Source organism: Variovorax sp. RTB1 (assembly GCF_035018765.1).
Lineage (GTDB): Bacteria > Pseudomonadota > Gammaproteobacteria > Burkholderiales > Burkholderiaceae_C > Variovorax.
On the sequence record NZ_JASJXG010000012.1, the window covers coordinates 44,000 to 60,040 of the forward strand.

A 16,041-nucleotide genomic window follows, 5' to 3' on the forward strand; every position below is an offset into this window, starting at 1 on the left:
GCATGGCAGCAGTTCAGGTCAGCCTGTGGGTCGTGGTTTTGCTCGTCGTGCTGGCGATCCTGTTCGACTTCATGAACGGGTTTCACGACGCCGCGAATTCGATCGCGACGGTCGTGTCGACTGGTGTGTTGAAGCCGGGGCAGGCGGTGGTCTTCGCGGCGTTCTTCAATCTGGTGGCGATCTTCGTCTTTCACCTGAGCGTGGCGGCGACTGTCGGCAAAGGCATCGCGCAGCCGAGCGTGATCGACGTGCACGTGGTGTTCGGTGCGCTGATCGGCGCCATCAGCTGGAACCTCGCCACCTGGTACTACGGCATTCCGAGCAGTTCTTCGCATGCGCTCATCGGTGGCATCGTCGGCGCGGTGATCGCCAAGGCCGGCTCGAGTGCGCTGGTGGCTTCGGGAATCTGGAAGACCGTGGCCTTCATCTTCGTGTCGCCGCTGCTCGGTTTTTTGCTCGGCTCCTTCATGATGATCCTGGTCGCCTGGGTGTTTCGCCGATCGACGCCATCGCGGGTCGACCGGTGGTTCCGCCGGCTGCAACTCGTCTCGGCCGGCGCCTACAGCCTGGGCCACGGCGGCAATGATGCGCAAAAAACCATCGGCATCATCTGGATGCTGCTGATCGCCACCGGCTATGCCAATGCCAACGACGCCAGTCCGCCGACTTGGACCATCGTGTGCTGCTACACCGCGATCGCGCTCGGCACGATGTTCGGCGGCTGGCGCATCGTGAAGACCATGGGGCAGCGGATCACCAAGCTCAAGCCGGTCGGCGGTTTCTGTGCGGAGACGGGTGGGGCGCTCACCTTGTTTCTTGCAACCGCTCTGGGTGTTCCGGTGTCGACGACGCACACCATCACGGGCGCTATCGTCGGCGTCGGCGCCACTCAGCGTGCCAGTGCCGTGCGCTGGGGCGTGGCGGGCAACATCGTGTGGGCGTGGGTCTTCACCATTCCTGCATCGGCTTTCGTCGCTGCAATCGCCTACTGGATCAGCCTGCAGATTTTTTAGCAGCCGATCGAGGGCTGGCGCGCAGCGGGCGAAAAGTTACTGCGACATCTTTCGGCCTTCTTCGACCTGGTATTCGAAGTAGCGCTGAAAGCTGAAAGCAATGCTCGACATGAGGACCGTCGTGCCGATCAGCAACGACACGACGATGGCGCCGATGGTGAGCCATCCGGTTTGCCCGGAAGGTGCATCGGGTGCCGCTCCGGCGTTGAAGCGCCCGTTCCATTTTTCAGGCGTCATCAGGCCGTAGATGATCGCGGTCAACGCGCACCCAGCGATGGTGAAACCGATCAATGGGATGAGCAGCCAGCTCCATTGGTCATCCAGACCGTTGAGCCGCGCGCGTTCTATGCCGTAGAGGCCCAGCGCTGTCGGAATGGGCAGAAGCCAGCCAAGCATGTCGCCAAGGCCACGCAGGTAGAAGCGGTGCAGGCCGAGCGGGCCGCCGACAAAGGCAAGCCACGCGGCCAGGGTCTTGTTTTTCATCGCGCCTTTTTACTCCGGCGCGGTGTCGCTGCCCTGGCCTAAAACCTTGTCCATCAACACCACGTCTCGCCATTGACCGAACTTCCAGCCGCAATCCTTCAACACGCCGACGTGTGAAAAGCCTCGTGCTCGATGGACGCCGACCGAGCCGAGGTTGGCCGAATCGCCGATGACCGCGATGAGTTTGCGCACGCCGACCGCTTCGGCTGCACGCATCAACGCCTCCAGCAACTGAGTGCCGAGTCCCTGGCCGCGGGCGCTCTCGGCGAGATAGATCGAATCCTCCGCCGAGTATCGGTACGCCGGCCGTGGCTTGAACCAATTGCAGTACGCAAAACCGAGCACCTCGCCGGTGTCGCCTTCTGCCACCAGATAGGGCAGGTCTTTGGACAGCACATCGGCGCGGCGCGCGGTCATGTCTGCCACCGTGGGTGGATCGGTTTCGAAGGTGCCTGTGCCGTGCAGCACATGGTGGGCGTAGATCGCGGTGATGGCGTGCAGATCGTCTTCACGGCTGGGGCGAATGGTGGTCATCAGGAGCCTGCGAGGCAATTTGTGGTGGACGAGGTACGGCGGCGGGACGGGCCGAGTCTGAAAATCAGGTGGGCGGGCTATAATCGTGGGCTTTTCAGCGTGTCGCTGGCCGGGTGGCCATGTCGCGTGTCTCGACGCTGGAAGAACACCGTGTGCAAGCGTTATCGGGATTTTCCCGGCTTGCTGCACCACCCGAAGGATAAATCATGGTCGTCATTCGACTCTCCCGCGGCGGCTCCAAAGGCCGTCCGTTTTTCAATATCGTCGTGTCGGACAAGCGCGTTCGCCGCGATGGCCGTTTCATCGAGCGTCTGGGTTTTTACAACCCGGCCGCCAAGGAAAACGAAGAGAGCATCCGCATTTCATCGGACCGCCTGGCTTACTGGACCGGCGTCGGCGCACAGGCTTCTCCGACCGTGATGCGTCTGGTCAAGCAAGCCGCTGCTGCGGCACCCAAGGCAGCAGCCTGATCGGCGGTAGGTAATGCTGCCCACGCTCGAAGCCGCCGCACTGCCGGCGGACGCGATCGAGGTGGGGCGCATTGCCGATGCCTGGGGCATCAAAGGCTGGTTTAAGGTCATGCCCCACAGCGCCCAACCCGAGGCGCTTTTTTCTTCCAAGCGCTGGTTCATCCAGCCGCCTGGCGGAACTTCCGGCCCCTTCAAGCTCGCGATTCGCGAGGCCAAAGAACATTCCAATTGGGTCGTCGCGCACTCTGACGAGGTGCCTGACCGGACCGCGGCTGAAGCGCTGCGAGGCGCGCGCGTTTTCGTACCGCGTTCTAGCTTTCCGACTGCGGCTGAAGACGAGTACTACTGGGTCGATTTGATCGGTCTCGACGTCGTCAATCGCGAAGGCATAGCGCTCGGCAGCGTGCGTGAACTGCTTGCGACGGGTCCGCAAACCACGCTGGTGTTGACCGCTGAAGAAGACGGCAAGCCGATTGAACGCATGGTGCCGTTCGTGTCCGTCTACGTCGACAAGGTCGACCTTGCCGGCCGGCTGATCACGGTCGACTGGCAGCCCGAGTACTAGGCGCCGCGCGTTAGTCGCTCATCGAACCGCCATGCGCTTCGACCTCATCACGCTGTTTCCCGAACTGTTCGCGCCCTTCTTCGCGAGCGGTGTCACGCGTCGCGCTTACGAATCGAAGCAGGTCGAGGTCGTCCTCTGGAATCCGCGCAATTTTGCGCAAGGCAACTACAAGCGCGTCGACGATCGACCCTTTGGCGGCGGTCCGGGCATGGTCATGATGGCCGAACCGCTCATGGCCTGTCTCGATGCGGCGCTGGCTGCCCGCGGAGACTCGTCCGTCGCCGTACCGGTCGTGCTGTTCTCGCCGATTGGCGAAGTTCTGCGCCACGCATCGGTCGAGCATTGGTCTGCCGGCGACGGCGCGGTCTTGATCTGCGGCCGCTACGAAGGGATCGACCAGCGCTTTATCGATGCGCGCGTCACGCATCAGATCAGCCTCGGGGACTTCGTGCTGTCGGGTGGAGAGATCGCCGCGATGGCCTTGCTCGATGCCGTCGCCCGTCTGCAACCTGGCGTGCTCGGCGACGAGGCCAGTCATGCGCAGGACAGTTTCAACCCGACCCTCGATGGCTTGCTGGACTGCCCGCACTACACGCGCCCCGAGCAATGGAACGGCGTGAGCGTCCCAACGCCGTTGATGTCTGGTCACCACATGCAGATCGAGCGTTGGCGGCGCGATCAAAGCCTTGCGATCACGGCGGCTCGACGCCCCGAGCTTATCGAGGCAGCGCGCGCAGCTGGTCGTCTGGATGCGGCCGACGAGACGGCTTTGAAGAAAAAGCTATAATTTAAGGCTCCCTCGATCCTCTGCCCGGCCGCGTGACGTACCTCGACTCTTTCAGAGTCGAACCCGCCAAACGCCTTTTGTGTAGCGCGAGCACGATCGACATCAGGAAAGTCATGAATCTCATCGAAACCCTCGAGCAGGAAGAAATCGTCCGCCTCGACAAAAAGATCCCCGTTTTCATGCCCGGTGACACGGTCATCGTCAGCGTGAACGTCGTCGAAGGTACCCGTAAGCGTATCCAAGCCTACGAAGGCGTCGTGATCGCCAAGCGCAACCGCGGCCTCAACAGCGGCTTCACGGTGCGCAAGATTTCGAGCGGCGAAGGCGTGGAGCGTACGTTCCAGACCTACAGCCCGCTGATCGCCGCCATTGAAGTCAAGCGCCGCGGTGACGTCCGTCGCGCCAAGCTGTACTACCTGCGCGAGCGCAGCGGTCGTTCAGCACGCATCAAGGAAAAGCTGCAACTTCGCAGCAAGACTGCCGCACCGGCAGCCGCGGCGCAATAAGCAGCCTGCAGGCATTTGTTCCTGTGCATCGAAAAGCCGCCGTTATGGCGGCTTTTTGCATTGGCGCCTCGATTGGTCGGACGCGACGGCAGTCTTCGTCGTTGCGCGTTATGGTTGGTGCGTTCTGTGACCTCTGCGTCTTTTGTGCCGTTTCAGGCTCTCACCATCTAAGCCGATCCCTATTTTTTTCCATGCAATCCGACCCTATCGAACCGATCAACGCGGCGCCTTTCGTGCCCATGCCATCGTTCGATCCACGCACCGTGCCCGTTATGGCCGTCGACCACCAGTTGCCCGTAGTCGCTGCGTCGCAGCTGACAGACCTCGCGTTGCGTGCGCGCTTTGGGACGCCGCCAAACTGGTCGCCTGAAGTGCGGCGCGAGCCGCGCTTTGCCGACCGCGTGCCGGCTCAGGCAGCGGTGCTGGTTCCGATTGTCATGCGCGAGGTGCCGACGGTGCTGCTGACCGAGCGCACGACGCATCTGTCGACCCACTCCGGCCAGGTGGCGTTCCCGGGTGGCCGCGTCGATCCGGAAGACATTAACGTCGCCGCGGCGGCGATGCGCGAAGCGTGGGAAGAGGTCGGATTGGAGTCGCGTTTCATCGAGGTGCTGGGCAGCTTGCCAACTTACACCACTGGCACTTCTTTCATCATCACGCCAGTGGTCGCGCTGGTGAAGCCGGGGTTCGAGCTCACAATCAACCCCTACGAAGTCGCGGACTCGTTCGAAGTGCCGCTGGCGTTCCTCATGAACCCTGCGAACCACCGTCGTCACAGCATTGTGTGGCAATCATCCGATGGCGAATCGCAGCGGCGCGAGTGGTTCTCGATGCCTTACCAGGACGGTGCGCACGAGCGCTTCGTTTGGGGCGCCACGGCCGGCATGCTGCGCAATCTCTATCGCTTCATGATCGCCTGATAACCGTTGTCGCAAAAGCCCTCGTCGCTATCATCGAAGGATGAGCTTTTTTGCCATCCTGTGCGCGTTGCTGATCGAACAGGTGCGGCCGCTCGCCTTTCATAACCCGATCTACGGCGGCGTGCTCGCCTGGACGCGCTGGATCAGCCGCAATTTCGACGCGGGCAAGCCGCATCACGGGTGGATCGCATGGGCCATTTCCGTGTTCATACCGACGCTGATCGCACTCGGCGTGCACTGGCTTTTGGTGCTCACCCTGGGCTTGCCTTTTGCCGTACTGTGGAGCATCGCGGTGCTTTATGTCACCTTGGGCTTTCGGCAGTTCAGCCATCACTTCACCGGCATTCGCGATGCGCTCGACGATGGCGATGAGCCGCTCGCCCGATCGCTGCTGGCGCATTGGCAGCGTGTCGACGCAGCCGACTTGCCGCGCAGCGAAATCGTGCGTCATGTGATCGAGCATTCGGTCATTGCTGCTCACCGACACGTGTTCGGCGTGCTGGCGTGGTTTTCGATTCTGGCCGCGTTCGGGTTGGGGCCAGCCGGTGCTGTCTTCTATCGCATGAGCGAGTTCGTGGCGCGCTATTGGGCGCACAAGAGCGGCGCGACGAACCAGCCGTCGAGCGTGTGGGTGCAACAGGCGGCGCACCGTGCGTGGGGCGCCATCGACTGGCTACCGGCGCGAATCACGGCGCTCGGCTTCGCGGTGGTCGGCAGCTTCGAAGAGGCGATCGATTGCTGGCGCAACGACGCGAGTCGCTTCCCTGATCCGAACGACGGCGTGATCCTCGCGGCGACCTCGGGCGCAGTGAATGTGCGGCTAGGCGGCGGTACGCTCAGCCCGGTGCCGATCACCGATCCGTTGCAGCGCGCCCAGGCCGGCGACCCTCTGCTGAGCGCGCGCACCTTCGACAGCGGAAGCACGCCGGGCCGCGAGCCCGAGCCGGCGCATCTACGCAGTGTGGTCGGCCTGGTGTGGCGATCGGTCGTGATGTGGATGGTGTTGCTGGCGCTGTTGACGCTGGCGCGCCTGCTTGGTTGACCGCGTTGGGCGCGCCGAAGTCGGGCTTCTGGAGCCCGCGCATCGCGGCACTGCAGCCGTACGTGCCCGGCGAGCAGCCACGCATCGACAACCTCGTCAAGCTCAACACCAACGAGAACCCGTACCCGCCGTCACCGCTTGCCATCGATGCGATACAGCGTGCGTCTGAAAGCGGGCTGGAGCGCTACCCCGATCCGACTTCGATGGCGTTGCGTGAAGCCATCGCGCATCGACATGGGTTGAACGCGCAGCAGGTTTTCGTCGGCAACGGATCGGACGAAGTGCTTGCGCACGCGTTCTTTGCTTTCTTTCAGCAGGCTGAACCGCTGCTCCTTCCCGACATCACCTACAGCTTCTACAAGGTGTACGCGCAGCTCTATGGCATCGCCTGCGAGCTGCAGCCAGTGGATGATGACCTGCGCATCGACGTCGATGCGCTAGCTGCGCGCGCGCAGTCTGTCGACGGCTGTGCCGGCATCGTCATAGCCAACCCGAATGCACCGACCGGCATCGGCCTGCCGCTCGAGCGCATCGAGCAATTGCTGATGGCCTGCCCGCATCGCGTCGTGCTGGTCGATGAGGCCTACGTCGACTTCGGCGGCGAAAGTGCATTGCCGCTGGTGGCGCTCTATCCGAACCTGCTCGTGGTGCGAACTTTGTCGAAGTCGCATTCGCTGGCCGGATTGCGTGTCGGCTTCGCCTGCGGACAGTCGCATCTGATCGACGCGTTGACGCGCGTCAAAGACAGCTTCAACTCGTATCCACTCGATCGCCTCGCGAGCGCTGGCGCCGTCGCGGCGATCGAGGACGAGCGCTACTTCGAATCCACGCGCAAAGCGGTGATGGACACGCGCGAGGGCCTCAGCTTGCAGCTGGAAGATCTGGGCTTCGAAGTGCTGCCGTCACAAGCCAACTTCGTCTTCGTGCGCCATGCTGATCACGATGCAGCCATGCTCGCTGCCGCGCTGCGGGAACGGGCCGTGCTTGTGCGCCATTTCGCACAGCCGCGCATCGACCAGTACCTGCGTATCAGCATTGGCACGCGCGATCAGTGCAGCACGCTGATCGATGCGCTGCAGACCGTGCTCGGCTGATGTCCTGCGCCGGTCTCGGTGTCGATCATGGTCGCCGCTACGGTGGTCGCTGGATCGCTGCCTTAGTGTTCGTCGTCGCGTGGCTTTCGCTGTGGGCGAGCGCGGCGCATGGGGCCGAATGTCCGCCCGCGCCGAAACTGGCTGCAGGTCAGCTGACGCCGACGCTGGGCGAACCGCGCGATCGCGGTTTTCTTTGGCGCATCAGTACGGCCAGCCACACGTCATGGCTCTATGGAACGATCCATATCAACAAGCAGGACTGGGCGTTGCCGGGACCAAAGACTGCTGCGGCCTTGCGCGCCAGCAAGACGCTCGCGCTGGAAATGGACGTCGACGATCCTTCGATCCAGCAGCGATTCGCGAAGCTTATCTCGCGCCACGCTGGCGACGTGCCGACGGCGCTCGTGCCGCGGGTGAATGCGCAGCTGGCACGCGTTTGCCTGCCCGAAACCTTGGTCGGAAAAATGCACCCCTCGATGTTGCTGAGCACCATCGAATTGATCGGCCTGCGTGCCGATGGCTTGTACTTCGAGTACGGTGCCGACCAGATGCTGGCCGAGCAGGCACGCGCCGAACGCAAGCCGATCGTCTCGCTCGAAACGCCGGAGGTACAGGCCGATGCGATGCTTGGTCCGGATGCGGTGGTCGACGTCGACGAGATCACGGATGCGCTCGACGCGCTGGAAGGAGATCGCTCCAAAGCCTTGACCCGAACGCTGCTGACGACCTGGGCGGAGTCGGATTTGTCCAGACTCGAAAGCTACGCACAGTGGTGCGATTGCATGACCACGCCAAAAGAGATCGCCGCGATCAGGCGCTTGATCGACGACCGCAATCCGGCGCTCGCTGGTGCCATCGATGCGCTGCACAAAAAAGGCCGCAGCGTATTCGCCGCGGTGGGCGCGCTTCACATGATCGGGCCCGCCGGCCTGCCAGGGCTCTTGCGCCAGCGCGGCTACCGGGTGGAGCGCGTGGCGTTCGCATCGGGTGCGGCTGTCCTACCGCGCGCCGCTCCTAACTCACTGCCTGCTCAGTAGCGCGTCTGGCTCAACTCGGCAAACAATTCGCCGTATATCTTGTAGCGAGTCGCGCTGATGGCGCCCGGTTTGTCGGCGGTTTCTACATTCGCAATGACACCGCAGCCCGGTTCGTGCAGATGCGTGCAGTTGTAGAACTTGCAGTTGTTCGCGTGCGCGGCGATATCGGGCATCAGGCCGGTGAGCTGCGTCGGCGAGATGTGATGCAGGCCGAACTCCTGGAACCCCGGCGAGTCGATCAGTCCGGTGGTGTGGTCGGCATCGACCCAGTACCAGGTCGTGCTGGTGGTGGTGTGCTTGCCCGAATTCAGCGCCTGCGAAATTTCGCGGGTCAGTGCGGTGGCGCCGGGCACCAGCAGGTTGATAAGCGTGCTCTTGCCCGCGCCCGAAGGGCCGAGTACCAGCGTGGTTTTACCGGCCAGCAACTTCATCAGCGATTCGCGATCGGCCTCGCCCGATGCCTTCAGAGACAACGGCAGCACGCCATGCTGCATTCGCCGGTAAGGCAACAGCTTTGCCCAGGCGCGTTCGAAGGGCAGCGCCAAGTCGCTCTTGTTGAGCGCGATGATCGGTGTGATGCGCTCAGCCTCGGCAGCGATCAACGCTCGCGCAAGTTGATGCTCTGAAAAATCAGGCTCGGCGGCGATCAGGATCAGCACGTGGTCGAGGTTGGCCGCGAACGACTTGGTGCGGATCTCGTCTTGCCGATAGAAGAGGTTGCGACGCGGCAGCACCTGCTCGATGGTGCCTTCGTCTTCGGTCGCTTGCCAGCGCACGCGGTCACCGACGACCGACTGGCTCTTCTTGCCACGCGGGTGGCAAATGAGGCGTTCGCCCTCGGGCGTTTCGACGAGGCAGTGACGACCGTGGGCAGCGATGACGAGGCCATCGCGCAGGGTGGCGCCGCCGGGAAGATCGCGTGGCTGCTTAGCCAATGGCGCGATACCTGATATGGCTCATGCAGCAATTCTCATGCGGTGGAAGCGGTCGACAGCAGCGCATCGGCTTGGCGGGCGCAGTCGAAGTCGGTAGCTGAAAGCCCGCTCACGTCATGTGTGTTGAAGCGCACCACGCATCGGTTGTAGTGCACCGACAGATCGGGGTGATGGTCTTGCATGTGGGCGATGAGGGCCAGCGCATTCACGAACGCCATCGTCTCGAAGTAGTTATTGAAGCTGTACGTCTTTTCGATGACAACATCCGCGCCGTCGCCGCTCAGCTTCCAGCCGGCGAGCTTCGACAGGCTGGCGACGATCTCGGTCGCAGTCAATGCTCTGCGCGGCAAGACTTTCCAATCTTTGGGTTTGAACATGCTGTTGCTCATGGTGCGCTTTCAGGGTCAGGCTGTTGCCGGCACGAGCGCCATGCGTTGCAGGCGCTCGGAGGCGGGCGGATGCGAATAGTAGAACTTGACGAACACCGGGTCAGGCGTGAGCGTCGAGGCGTTGTCCTGATAGAGCTTGAGCAGTGCGGCAGACAGGTCGGCGCCACTGCTTTGCGAGACGGCATACGCGTCGGCTTCGAACTCGTGCTTGCGCGACAGGCGTGCCGACAGCGGCGCCACGAAGAAGCCGAAGACCGGCACAGCGATCATGAAAAGCAGCAGGGCCAACGCGCTGTTGGGCGAACCCATGTTGGGCTGCACGCCCAGACCGGCAAAGAACCAGCTCTGCAACGAGACCAAACCCAGCAACGCGAAGCCTGCGAGGCTCAAGGCGAACATGGCGACCAGTCGCTTCACGATGTGCTTGTGCTTGAAGTGTCCGAGTTCGTGTGCGAGCACGGCCTCGACCTCGGAGGCGCTCAGCTGGCGTAGCAATGTGTCGTAGAACACAACGCGCTTGCTTGCACCAAAGCCGGTGAAGTACGCGTTGGCATGCGCGCTGCGCGTGCTGCCGTCCATCACGAACAGGCCTTTGGCCGCGAAGCCGCAACGCTTCATCAACGCGGTCACGCGCGCCTGCAGCGTGGGGTCGTCGAGCGGCTTGAACTTGTTGAAGAGCGGCGCGATGAAGCTGGGGTAGATCAGCATGAGCAGCAGGTTAAAACCCATCCACGCGCACCAGGCCCAAAGCCACCAGAAGGTGCCGGCTGCGCCCATCAGCCAGAGGATCAACGCAGCGATGGGCAGGCCGATCACCGTGCCCAGCACCGTCGACTTCACTGCATCGGCCAGCCACAGCTTGAGCGTCATCTTGTTGAAGCCGAAGCGCTCTTCCAACCTGAAGGTTTGCCAGAGCGTGAAGGGCAGTTCGAGCAAGCCACCGATCGCCGCGAACGCGACGAGCAGCGCCAATTGCTGGGTCATGCCGCCGCCAAGCCAAGCGAGCAGCAGCTTGTTGACCACATCGAGGCCACCGAGCAGCGTCCAGCCCAGCAAAATTACGGCGCCCCACGCCATTTCGATCAAGCCGAAGCGCGACTTGGCGATGGTGTAGTCGGCCGCTTTCTGGTGCGCCGCGAGGCTGATGGTTTGAGCGAACGGCGTCGGCACGTTGTTGCGGTGCCGGGCGACGTGGCGCATCTGCCGTGAGGCGAGCCAGAACTTCACGAGCAGGCCGGCAACCAGCGCAGCGGCGAAGGCGACAGTAAAGATCATCGATGAGGACATGGGCCACGAGTTTAGTCCCCGCACCTGCGCCTCGCAGGTCATCGGTGACAATCCCCCGATGCCTGAACCTACTGATTCGACTGGTGCTCCGACCACTGCTGCAACTGCGACACCGACGTCCGCCGCAGCGCCCGTAACGCTTAAAAAGAGCGACCTGAACCTGGTCTGGCTCGATTGCGAGATGAGCGGCCTCGATCCGGAAAAAGAGCGCTTGCTCGAGATCGCCGTTGTCGTCACCGGTCCTGATCTGACGCCTCGGATCGAAGGCCCCGTGCTGGTCATTCACCAGACCGACGAAGTGCTCGACGCCATGGATGCGTGGAACAAAGGCACGCATGGCCGTAGCGGCCTGGTCGACAAGGTGAAAGCGTCGACGCTCGACGAAGCGGCGGCCGAGCAGCAGATGCTCGAGTTCATCTCTAAATACATTCCCAAGACCAGCTCGCCGATGTGCGGCAACACCATCGGTCAGGACCGGCGGTTTCTGGTCAAGTACATGCCGAAGCTCGAGGCGTACTTTCACTACCGCAACCTTGATGTCAGCACGTTGAAGGAACTGGCCAAGCGCTGGAAGCCGAGTGCGTACAGCAGCTTCAAGAAGCAGCAAGCGCACACCGCTTTGGCCGACGTGCACGAGTCGATCGAAGAGCTGGCGCATTACCGCACCACCTTTCTGCGTTTGACCGACTGACGATTAGGTAAAAACCCGGAGCCATGCGATAATCGATGGCTTCGCTGCGGTGAGCCTTTGGTGGCAACGGCAGCGTCTCTTGCATCTCCCTGTCTTGCACACCGCGCCCGATTGCTTTCGGTAACCAGTTTCTCTGGTTCCGGCTGCAAATCAAAAAGGCCGCAGCCCTGGCGAAAGCCTCTGCTGAATGTCGTTGGATGGTTGATGTTTTTAACCACCAACGGAGCGCCGCTTACGGCAGCGCTCGCGTATGAAGATTGAATCATGACCGACGCTTTTGAAGCGCAGGGCGAATTCGCGCCTGTGCAATCCACTGAATTTTCCGTTGCTCCCGACGCCGTGTCGGAAGCACCCATCCTGGAAGCACTCGACGCAGTTGCGTCGGATGTCGAACCAAACAACGAAATCGCTACCGCTGCTGATGAAGCAATCGTGGAAGCGCCTGCGCTGCCGAACGGCTTCGTCCGTCTCGGCCTCGCACCTGAACTGATCGCCGCCGTCGCCGACCTGGGCTTCACCCAGCCGACCACGGTGCAAGACAAGGTCATTCCGCTCGCCATGGGTGGCGATGTCGATCAAAACGGCGCTGCACGTTTCGTCGACCTGATGGTGTCGAGCCAGACCGGCAGCGGCAAGACCGCCGCTTTCCTGCTGCCTGTGCTGCACACGCTGCTCAAGCGCCAGGCAGAGGCCGAAGCCGAAGCCAAGGCCGAGTTTCAGCGCCAGGCCGCTGAAGCTGCTGCCCGCGGTGAAGCGCCGCTCAAGAAGCCGAAGCGCAAAGACCCGACCAGCAACCGCAACTTCAAGGCTGCCACGCCAGGCGCCTTGATCCTGTGCCCGACGCGCGAACTCGCGCAGCAGGTCGCACACGACGCCATCGAGCTGGTCAAGCATTGCCGCGGCCTGCGCATCGCCAACGTGGTGGGCGGCATGCCCTACCAGTTGCAGATCGCCAAGCTGCAGAACGCCGACCTCGTCGTCGCTACGCCGGGTCGTTTGCTCGACCTGCAGCGCTCGATGCAAATCAAGCTCGATCAGGTCAAGTTCCTGGTCGTCGACGAAGCCGACCGCATGCTTGACCTCGGTTTTTCCGACGATCTCGCAGAAGTGAACCAGCTCACGATCGGGCGTCAGCAAACGATGATGTTCAGCGCGACTTTCGCGCCGCGCATTCAGCAACTGGCCCAGCGCGTGATGCGCGAACCCCAGCGCATCACCATCGACAGCCCGCAAGAAAAGCACGCGAACATCAAGCAAGTGCTGTTCTGGGCCGACAACAGCCAGCACAAGCGCAAGCTGCTCGACCATTGGTTGCGTGACACCACCATCAACCAGGCGATCGTGTTCGCCAGCACGCAAGTCGAGTGCGACGGCCTCGCCGCCGACCTGCAGCAAACCGGCTTCAGCGCCGTGGCATTGCATGGCGCGCTGAGCCAGGGCCTGCGCAATCGTCGCCTGATGGCACTGCGCCAGGGCCAGGTGCAGATCCTGGTGGCAACGGACGTGGCCGCACGCGGCATCGACGTGCCGACGATCACCCACGTCTTCAACTTCGGCTTGCCGATGAAGGCCGAGGATTACACCCACCGCATCGGTCGTACCGGCCGTGCAGGGCGCGATGGTTTGGCCATCACGTTCGCCGAATTCCGCGATCGCCGCAAGATCATGGACATCGAGCAGTACAGCCGTCAGCAGTTCAACTCCGAGACGATTCCCGGCTTGGAACCGCAACAGCGCATGCCGCAATCGCGCCCGCCGATGGGCGAGTTCCGCGGCGGTGCCCGCGACAGCCGTGACAACCATTCGCGTGACCGCAAGTTCGGCGGCGGTGGTGGCGCTGGCGGCCATCGTGGTGGCTTCGGCGGCAATGGCGGCGGCTTTGGTGGCGGCAGCAGCAACTACGCTGGTGCGACCGGCTTCAACGACCGCGCTCCGCGTGGTCCGAGCGCACCGGGCCCGCGTGGCAACTACCAGGGCAACAGTGGCGGCAACAGCGGCTTCGGCGGCGGTAACAATGCCGGCTTCGGTGGTGGCGCTCGCGAAGAAGGCGGCGGCTACGGTCGCAAGCCCGGATTCGGCGACGGCGCACCGCGCGGTGGTGCTGGCGGTGGTCGCAGCGAGGGCTTCGCGCCCCGCGGCGCAAGCGCTGGTCATGGTGCAGGCCACGGTGGTGCCGGCAAGGTGTTCGTTCCTCGTGAAGCTGCCAAGCGCGCTCCGTTCAAGCCGACGCGCTAAACCGAATGTCAGCGCCCGCAATGGCGCTTGATCGAAAGGCCCGCCCTCGCAAGACGGCGGGCCTTTCGTTGTCTACTCAACTCGCATGTTGCAAGCCGTTCATGAGTCCGGTGCGTGCATGGCAGTTGATGTACTCGTAGCGCTGCTCGTCCGCCTTCAAAACCGAGACCTCGTGATACACGCGCAGCTTGACCTGGAACTCGAGCGCCTGCACGTAGCGCATGAAGCCGCCGAAGATCGCCACGTGCGTCGGATGCGATTCGGCCCAGCGTTCCATGTCTGCCAATGACCGCCAATAGCTGAGACCGAACGACTTTTGCAGTGGCGCACCCGCGGCGTCGAGATGGGTCATGTAGCGGTTGCTGTAGCAGCCGATCGACAAACCCCGGTCGCGCAGAAAGTCCATGCCTTCGCGCAACACGGGCTCCATTTCTTCGACATACATCGTGCGTTCCGTGCCCGCGGTGTCGGTCCATTCCTGACCGGAGCGGATCATCGCGATGTTCTGGTGACCAGCGACTCAAACGCGCTGGCCTGGCAGCGGCGCTCCGGCCACGACCGCGCGCGAGCCCGACGGCGACATCGCATCGGTCTGCGACAGTGGAATGCGGTCGCGCATCGAGCCCCAGTAGCCGTGCTCCTGCAGTTCGCCGCTGAGTTCGCCCATGACCATGCCGACGCCTTCGAAGCGATCGGGCGTGTTGAACATGGTCTCGTAGTGCTCGACACGCGGCGATGCGATCGGGGTAGGGCGGTGCGTAGTCGTCCTCGACCCGGCGATGCCGTGTACGCGGACACTTCAAATGCTCTGCGATGGCGGACTCCATGCGTTGCTCCGTGGCTCGGTTCCGGTCAGGCAGCGAGCGGGACGCGCGCGCTCTGCAAGATGGATTCCGCGGCAACGGCGGGCGAAGGGGCGACCGGCGCAGCCACCTCGAACGCACCCGATTCGCGCTCGGCCGTCCGCTCGAAAACCACCGCCTCACGCCGTGTCTTGTTCAACAGCAGGCGCGTGACGTCGGGTCGCGAGTAGTGCCCACTCGGATCCCCCGCCGCCTTGGCGAGCGAGATCATTCCGAGGTCGATGTCGGCGATGACCAGGCCTTCCTGGTCTTCCGGGAGATTGGTTCCCATTGGCGAGCCGTCCGGGCCGTAGATGAGCGCAAAGCCGCCTCCGGTGAGCAGCATCTGCTTCTTGCCCGCGTCGGTGCACAGCAGGTCGCTCATCGCCGGCGACACGGTGGCACAGGGTGCGATCACGAAGCACTGGCCTTCCGCCGCGTAGACCTGGCTTGCCGCGTTGTTGACCTCGGCTCCAAGCGCGTATGCGCCGCCGCGGTAGAGAGAAAAGCTCGGCCATGCGCCGCAATGGATCTGCTCGTTCTGCGCGTACATGGCGTACTTGCTGAGCGGTTGCAGATGCTCCCAGCAGCAGAGCGAGCCGATATTGCCGATCGCTGTTTCGCACACCGTCAGGTCGGAGCCGTCGCCTTCGCCGAACACCGTGCGCTCGACGTGCGTGGGCTTGAGCTTGCGGCGCGTCTGCACCGTGTTGCCCTGGTCGTCGATCAGCATCTGCGCAATGTAGAGGCTACCGCCAGCTTTCTCGCTGTAGCCTGTGGACAGCCAGATCTTGTGCTTGCGCGCCGCATCGCGGAGCCGGTCGAAGTCGGGTGAGCCGACCACCAGCGAGTTGTCGTTGTAGCGCTGCACGAACTGCATGCCCCACGCTGGTGAATCGAGCCAGATCCACCACGGATAGCCGGGCAGCCAGGTCTCCGGAAACGCGATGAGCTTGACGCCTTGCGCGGCAGCGTCGGCCATCAGGTCGATGGTCTTGTCGATGGTGCCGTCGAGGTCGAGGAACACCGGCGCCGCCTGCACGGCAGCGACGCGAAACTTGGGATGGGCAGCACGGGGCATGTTGGTTTCTCCTGGCGGGTTGGAAGGATCGGCCGCGCCGTGCGCTTCGGGTTTGCGCGATGGCATGCGGGTTGCTTGAAGCGTAAGTTCGCCGCCAGCAAACACTTTGTCCGACACGCGCGGCGTTCTT

General features: G+C 63.0%; 17 protein-coding genes and 1 pseudogene. 11 read left to right on the forward strand and 7 right to left on the reverse strand.

All coding sequences use genetic code 11. The annotated features are described in order from the left end of the window. The first annotated feature begins 2 nt into the window (after positions 1–2). Entirely contained in the window at positions 3–1,013 is a 1,011-nt protein-coding gene (locus tag QN397_RS10265) for an anion permease (protein ID WP_323496574.1), read from the forward strand. Between the two features lie 36 nt (positions 1,014–1,049). Here the strand turns inward: QN397_RS10265 and QN397_RS10270 are convergent, their stop codons facing one another. Together QN397_RS10270 and QN397_RS10275 are read right to left on the reverse strand one after the other, a co-directional pair. Beyond that, positions 1,050–1,496, reverse strand: a complete 447-nt coding sequence (locus QN397_RS10270) for a hypothetical protein (RefSeq protein WP_323496573.1) — start codon at positions 1,494–1,496, stop codon at positions 1,050–1,052. A gap of 9 nt (positions 1,497–1,505) precedes the next feature. After that, positions 1,506–2,030, reverse strand: coding sequence for a GNAT family N-acetyltransferase (locus tag QN397_RS10275; protein WP_323496572.1), 525 nt, complete (start codon positions 2,028–2,030; stop codon positions 1,506–1,508). Between the two features lie 206 nt (positions 2,031–2,236). Between QN397_RS10275 and rpsP the strand changes: the two genes are divergently transcribed. The 8 genes from rpsP to QN397_RS10315 all read left to right on the forward strand — a co-directional run bounded on the left by rpsP (position 2,237) and on the right by QN397_RS10315 (position 8,451). Next, positions 2,237–2,500, forward strand: a complete 264-nt coding sequence (rpsP, locus tag QN397_RS10280; protein WP_187052656.1) for a 30S ribosomal protein S16 — start codon at positions 2,237–2,239, stop codon at positions 2,498–2,500. 13 nt (positions 2,501–2,513) lie between these two features. Beyond that, on the forward strand, positions 2,514–3,065 hold the full coding sequence (gene rimM / locus QN397_RS10285) for a ribosome maturation factor RimM (RefSeq protein ID WP_323496571.1): 552 nt from the start codon (positions 2,514–2,516) through the stop codon (positions 3,063–3,065). A 31-nt stretch (positions 3,066–3,096) separates the two neighbouring features. Next, entirely contained in the window at positions 3,097–3,852 is a 756-nt protein-coding gene (gene trmD / locus QN397_RS10290) for a tRNA (guanosine(37)-N1)-methyltransferase TrmD (RefSeq protein ID WP_323496570.1), read from the forward strand. A gap of 113 nt (positions 3,853–3,965) precedes the next feature. Next, on the forward strand, positions 3,966–4,358 hold the full coding sequence (gene rplS / locus QN397_RS10295) for a 50S ribosomal protein L19 (RefSeq protein ID WP_187052653.1): 393 nt from the start codon (positions 3,966–3,968) through the stop codon (positions 4,356–4,358). Between the two features lie 191 nt (positions 4,359–4,549). Then, positions 4,550–5,278, forward strand: a complete 729-nt coding sequence (locus tag QN397_RS10300; RefSeq protein WP_323496569.1) for a CoA pyrophosphatase — start codon at positions 4,550–4,552, stop codon at positions 5,276–5,278. Between the two features lie 40 nt (positions 5,279–5,318). Then, entirely contained in the window at positions 5,319–6,320 is a 1,002-nt protein-coding gene (locus QN397_RS10305; protein WP_323496568.1) for a CobD/CbiB family protein, read from the forward strand. A gap of 5 nt (positions 6,321–6,325) precedes the next feature. Continuing rightward, positions 6,326–7,414 carry a histidinol-phosphate transaminase gene (hisC, locus tag QN397_RS10310; protein ID WP_323500853.1) on the forward strand — a complete coding sequence of 363 codons (1,089 nt, stop codon included), beginning with the start codon at positions 6,326–6,328 and terminating at the stop codon, positions 7,412–7,414. Beyond that, positions 7,414–8,451 (forward strand): TraB/GumN family protein, encoded by a 1,038-nt coding sequence (locus tag QN397_RS10315; RefSeq protein WP_323496567.1) that lies wholly within the window; start codon positions 7,414–7,416, stop codon positions 8,449–8,451. The genes hisC and QN397_RS10315 overlap by 1 nt, the downstream gene beginning before the upstream one ends. Here QN397_RS10315 and rsgA read toward each other — a convergent pair. The 3 genes from rsgA to QN397_RS10330 are packed head-to-tail and all read right to left on the reverse strand — an operon-like array spanning position 8,445 to position 11,062. Continuing rightward, on the reverse strand, positions 8,445–9,395 hold the full coding sequence (gene rsgA, locus QN397_RS10320; protein WP_323496712.1) for a ribosome small subunit-dependent GTPase A: 951 nt from the start codon (positions 9,393–9,395) through the stop codon (positions 8,445–8,447). The two genes, QN397_RS10315 and rsgA, sit on opposite strands and share 7 nt — an antisense overlap. Before the next feature lie 26 nt (positions 9,396–9,421). Next, positions 9,422–9,763, reverse strand: coding sequence for a 4a-hydroxytetrahydrobiopterin dehydratase (locus QN397_RS10325; RefSeq protein WP_323496566.1), 342 nt, complete (start codon positions 9,761–9,763; stop codon positions 9,422–9,424). 27 nt (positions 9,764–9,790) lie between these two features. Next, positions 9,791–11,062, reverse strand: coding sequence for a M48 family metallopeptidase (locus QN397_RS10330; RefSeq protein WP_323496565.1), 1,272 nt, complete (start codon positions 11,060–11,062; stop codon positions 9,791–9,793). A gap of 58 nt (positions 11,063–11,120) precedes the next feature. Here QN397_RS10330 and orn point away from each other — a divergent pair, with 58 nt between their 5' ends. After that, positions 11,121–11,753, forward strand: coding sequence for an oligoribonuclease (gene orn / locus QN397_RS10335; RefSeq protein ID WP_323496564.1), 633 nt, complete (start codon positions 11,121–11,123; stop codon positions 11,751–11,753). 264 nt (positions 11,754–12,017) lie between these two features. Then, a complete protein-coding gene (locus QN397_RS10340; RefSeq protein WP_323496563.1) occupies positions 12,018–13,988 on the forward strand; it encodes a DEAD/DEAH box helicase in 1,971 nt (656 codons plus the stop codon). A gap of 76 nt (positions 13,989–14,064) precedes the next feature. Here QN397_RS10340 and QN397_RS10345 read toward each other — a convergent pair. Both QN397_RS10345 and QN397_RS10350 read right to left on the reverse strand, forming a co-directional pair. Next, positions 14,065–14,697: pseudogene (locus QN397_RS10345) on the reverse strand (phenylacetaldoxime dehydratase family protein). Between the two features lie 143 nt (positions 14,698–14,840). After that, complete coding sequence (locus QN397_RS10350) at positions 14,841–15,911, reverse strand: carbon-nitrogen hydrolase family protein (RefSeq protein WP_323496711.1); 1,071 nt, start codon at positions 15,909–15,911, stop codon at positions 14,841–14,843. Between the last annotated feature and the right edge of the window lie 130 nt (positions 15,912–16,041).

Bases quoted from the DNA above. Each gene is read 5' to 3' on its own strand.
- QN397_RS10350 (WP_323496711.1), bottom strand. From the start codon at position 15,911: ATGCCCCGTGCTGCCCATCCCAAGTTTCGCGTCGCTGCCGTGCAGGCG.
- rimM (WP_323496571.1), top strand. From the start codon at position 2,514: ATGCTGCCCACGCTCGAAGCCGCCGCACTGCCGGCGGACGCGATCGAG.
- QN397_RS10265 (WP_323496574.1), top strand. From the start codon at position 3: ATGGCAGCAGTTCAGGTCAGCCTGTGGGTCGTGGTTTTGCTCGTCGTG.
- QN397_RS10270 (WP_323496573.1), bottom strand. From the start codon at position 1,496: ATGAAAAACAAGACCCTGGCCGCGTGGCTTGCCTTTGTCGGCGGCCCG.
- QN397_RS10325 (WP_323496566.1), bottom strand. From the start codon at position 9,763: ATGTTCAAACCCAAAGATTGGAAAGTCTTGCCGCGCAGAGCATTGACT.
- trmD (WP_323496570.1), top strand. From the start codon at position 3,097: ATGCGCTTCGACCTCATCACGCTGTTTCCCGAACTGTTCGCGCCCTTC.
- QN397_RS10300 (WP_323496569.1), top strand. From the start codon at position 4,550: ATGCAATCCGACCCTATCGAACCGATCAACGCGGCGCCTTTCGTGCCC.
- QN397_RS10275 (WP_323496572.1), bottom strand. From the start codon at position 2,030: ATGACCACCATTCGCCCCAGCCGTGAAGACGATCTGCACGCCATCACC.
- QN397_RS10330 (WP_323496565.1), bottom strand. From the start codon at position 11,062: ATGTCCTCATCGATGATCTTTACTGTCGCCTTCGCCGCTGCGCTGGTT.
- orn (WP_323496564.1), top strand. From the start codon at position 11,121: ATGCCTGAACCTACTGATTCGACTGGTGCTCCGACCACTGCTGCAACT.
- QN397_RS10340 (WP_323496563.1), top strand. From the start codon at position 12,018: ATGACCGACGCTTTTGAAGCGCAGGGCGAATTCGCGCCTGTGCAATCC.
- rpsP (WP_187052656.1), top strand. From the start codon at position 2,237: ATGGTCGTCATTCGACTCTCCCGCGGCGGCTCCAAAGGCCGTCCGTTT.
- rplS (WP_187052653.1), top strand. From the start codon at position 3,966: ATGAATCTCATCGAAACCCTCGAGCAGGAAGAAATCGTCCGCCTCGAC.
- QN397_RS10305 (WP_323496568.1), top strand. From the start codon at position 5,319: ATGAGCTTTTTTGCCATCCTGTGCGCGTTGCTGATCGAACAGGTGCGG.
- QN397_RS10315 (WP_323496567.1), top strand. From the start codon at position 7,414: ATGTCCTGCGCCGGTCTCGGTGTCGATCATGGTCGCCGCTACGGTGGT.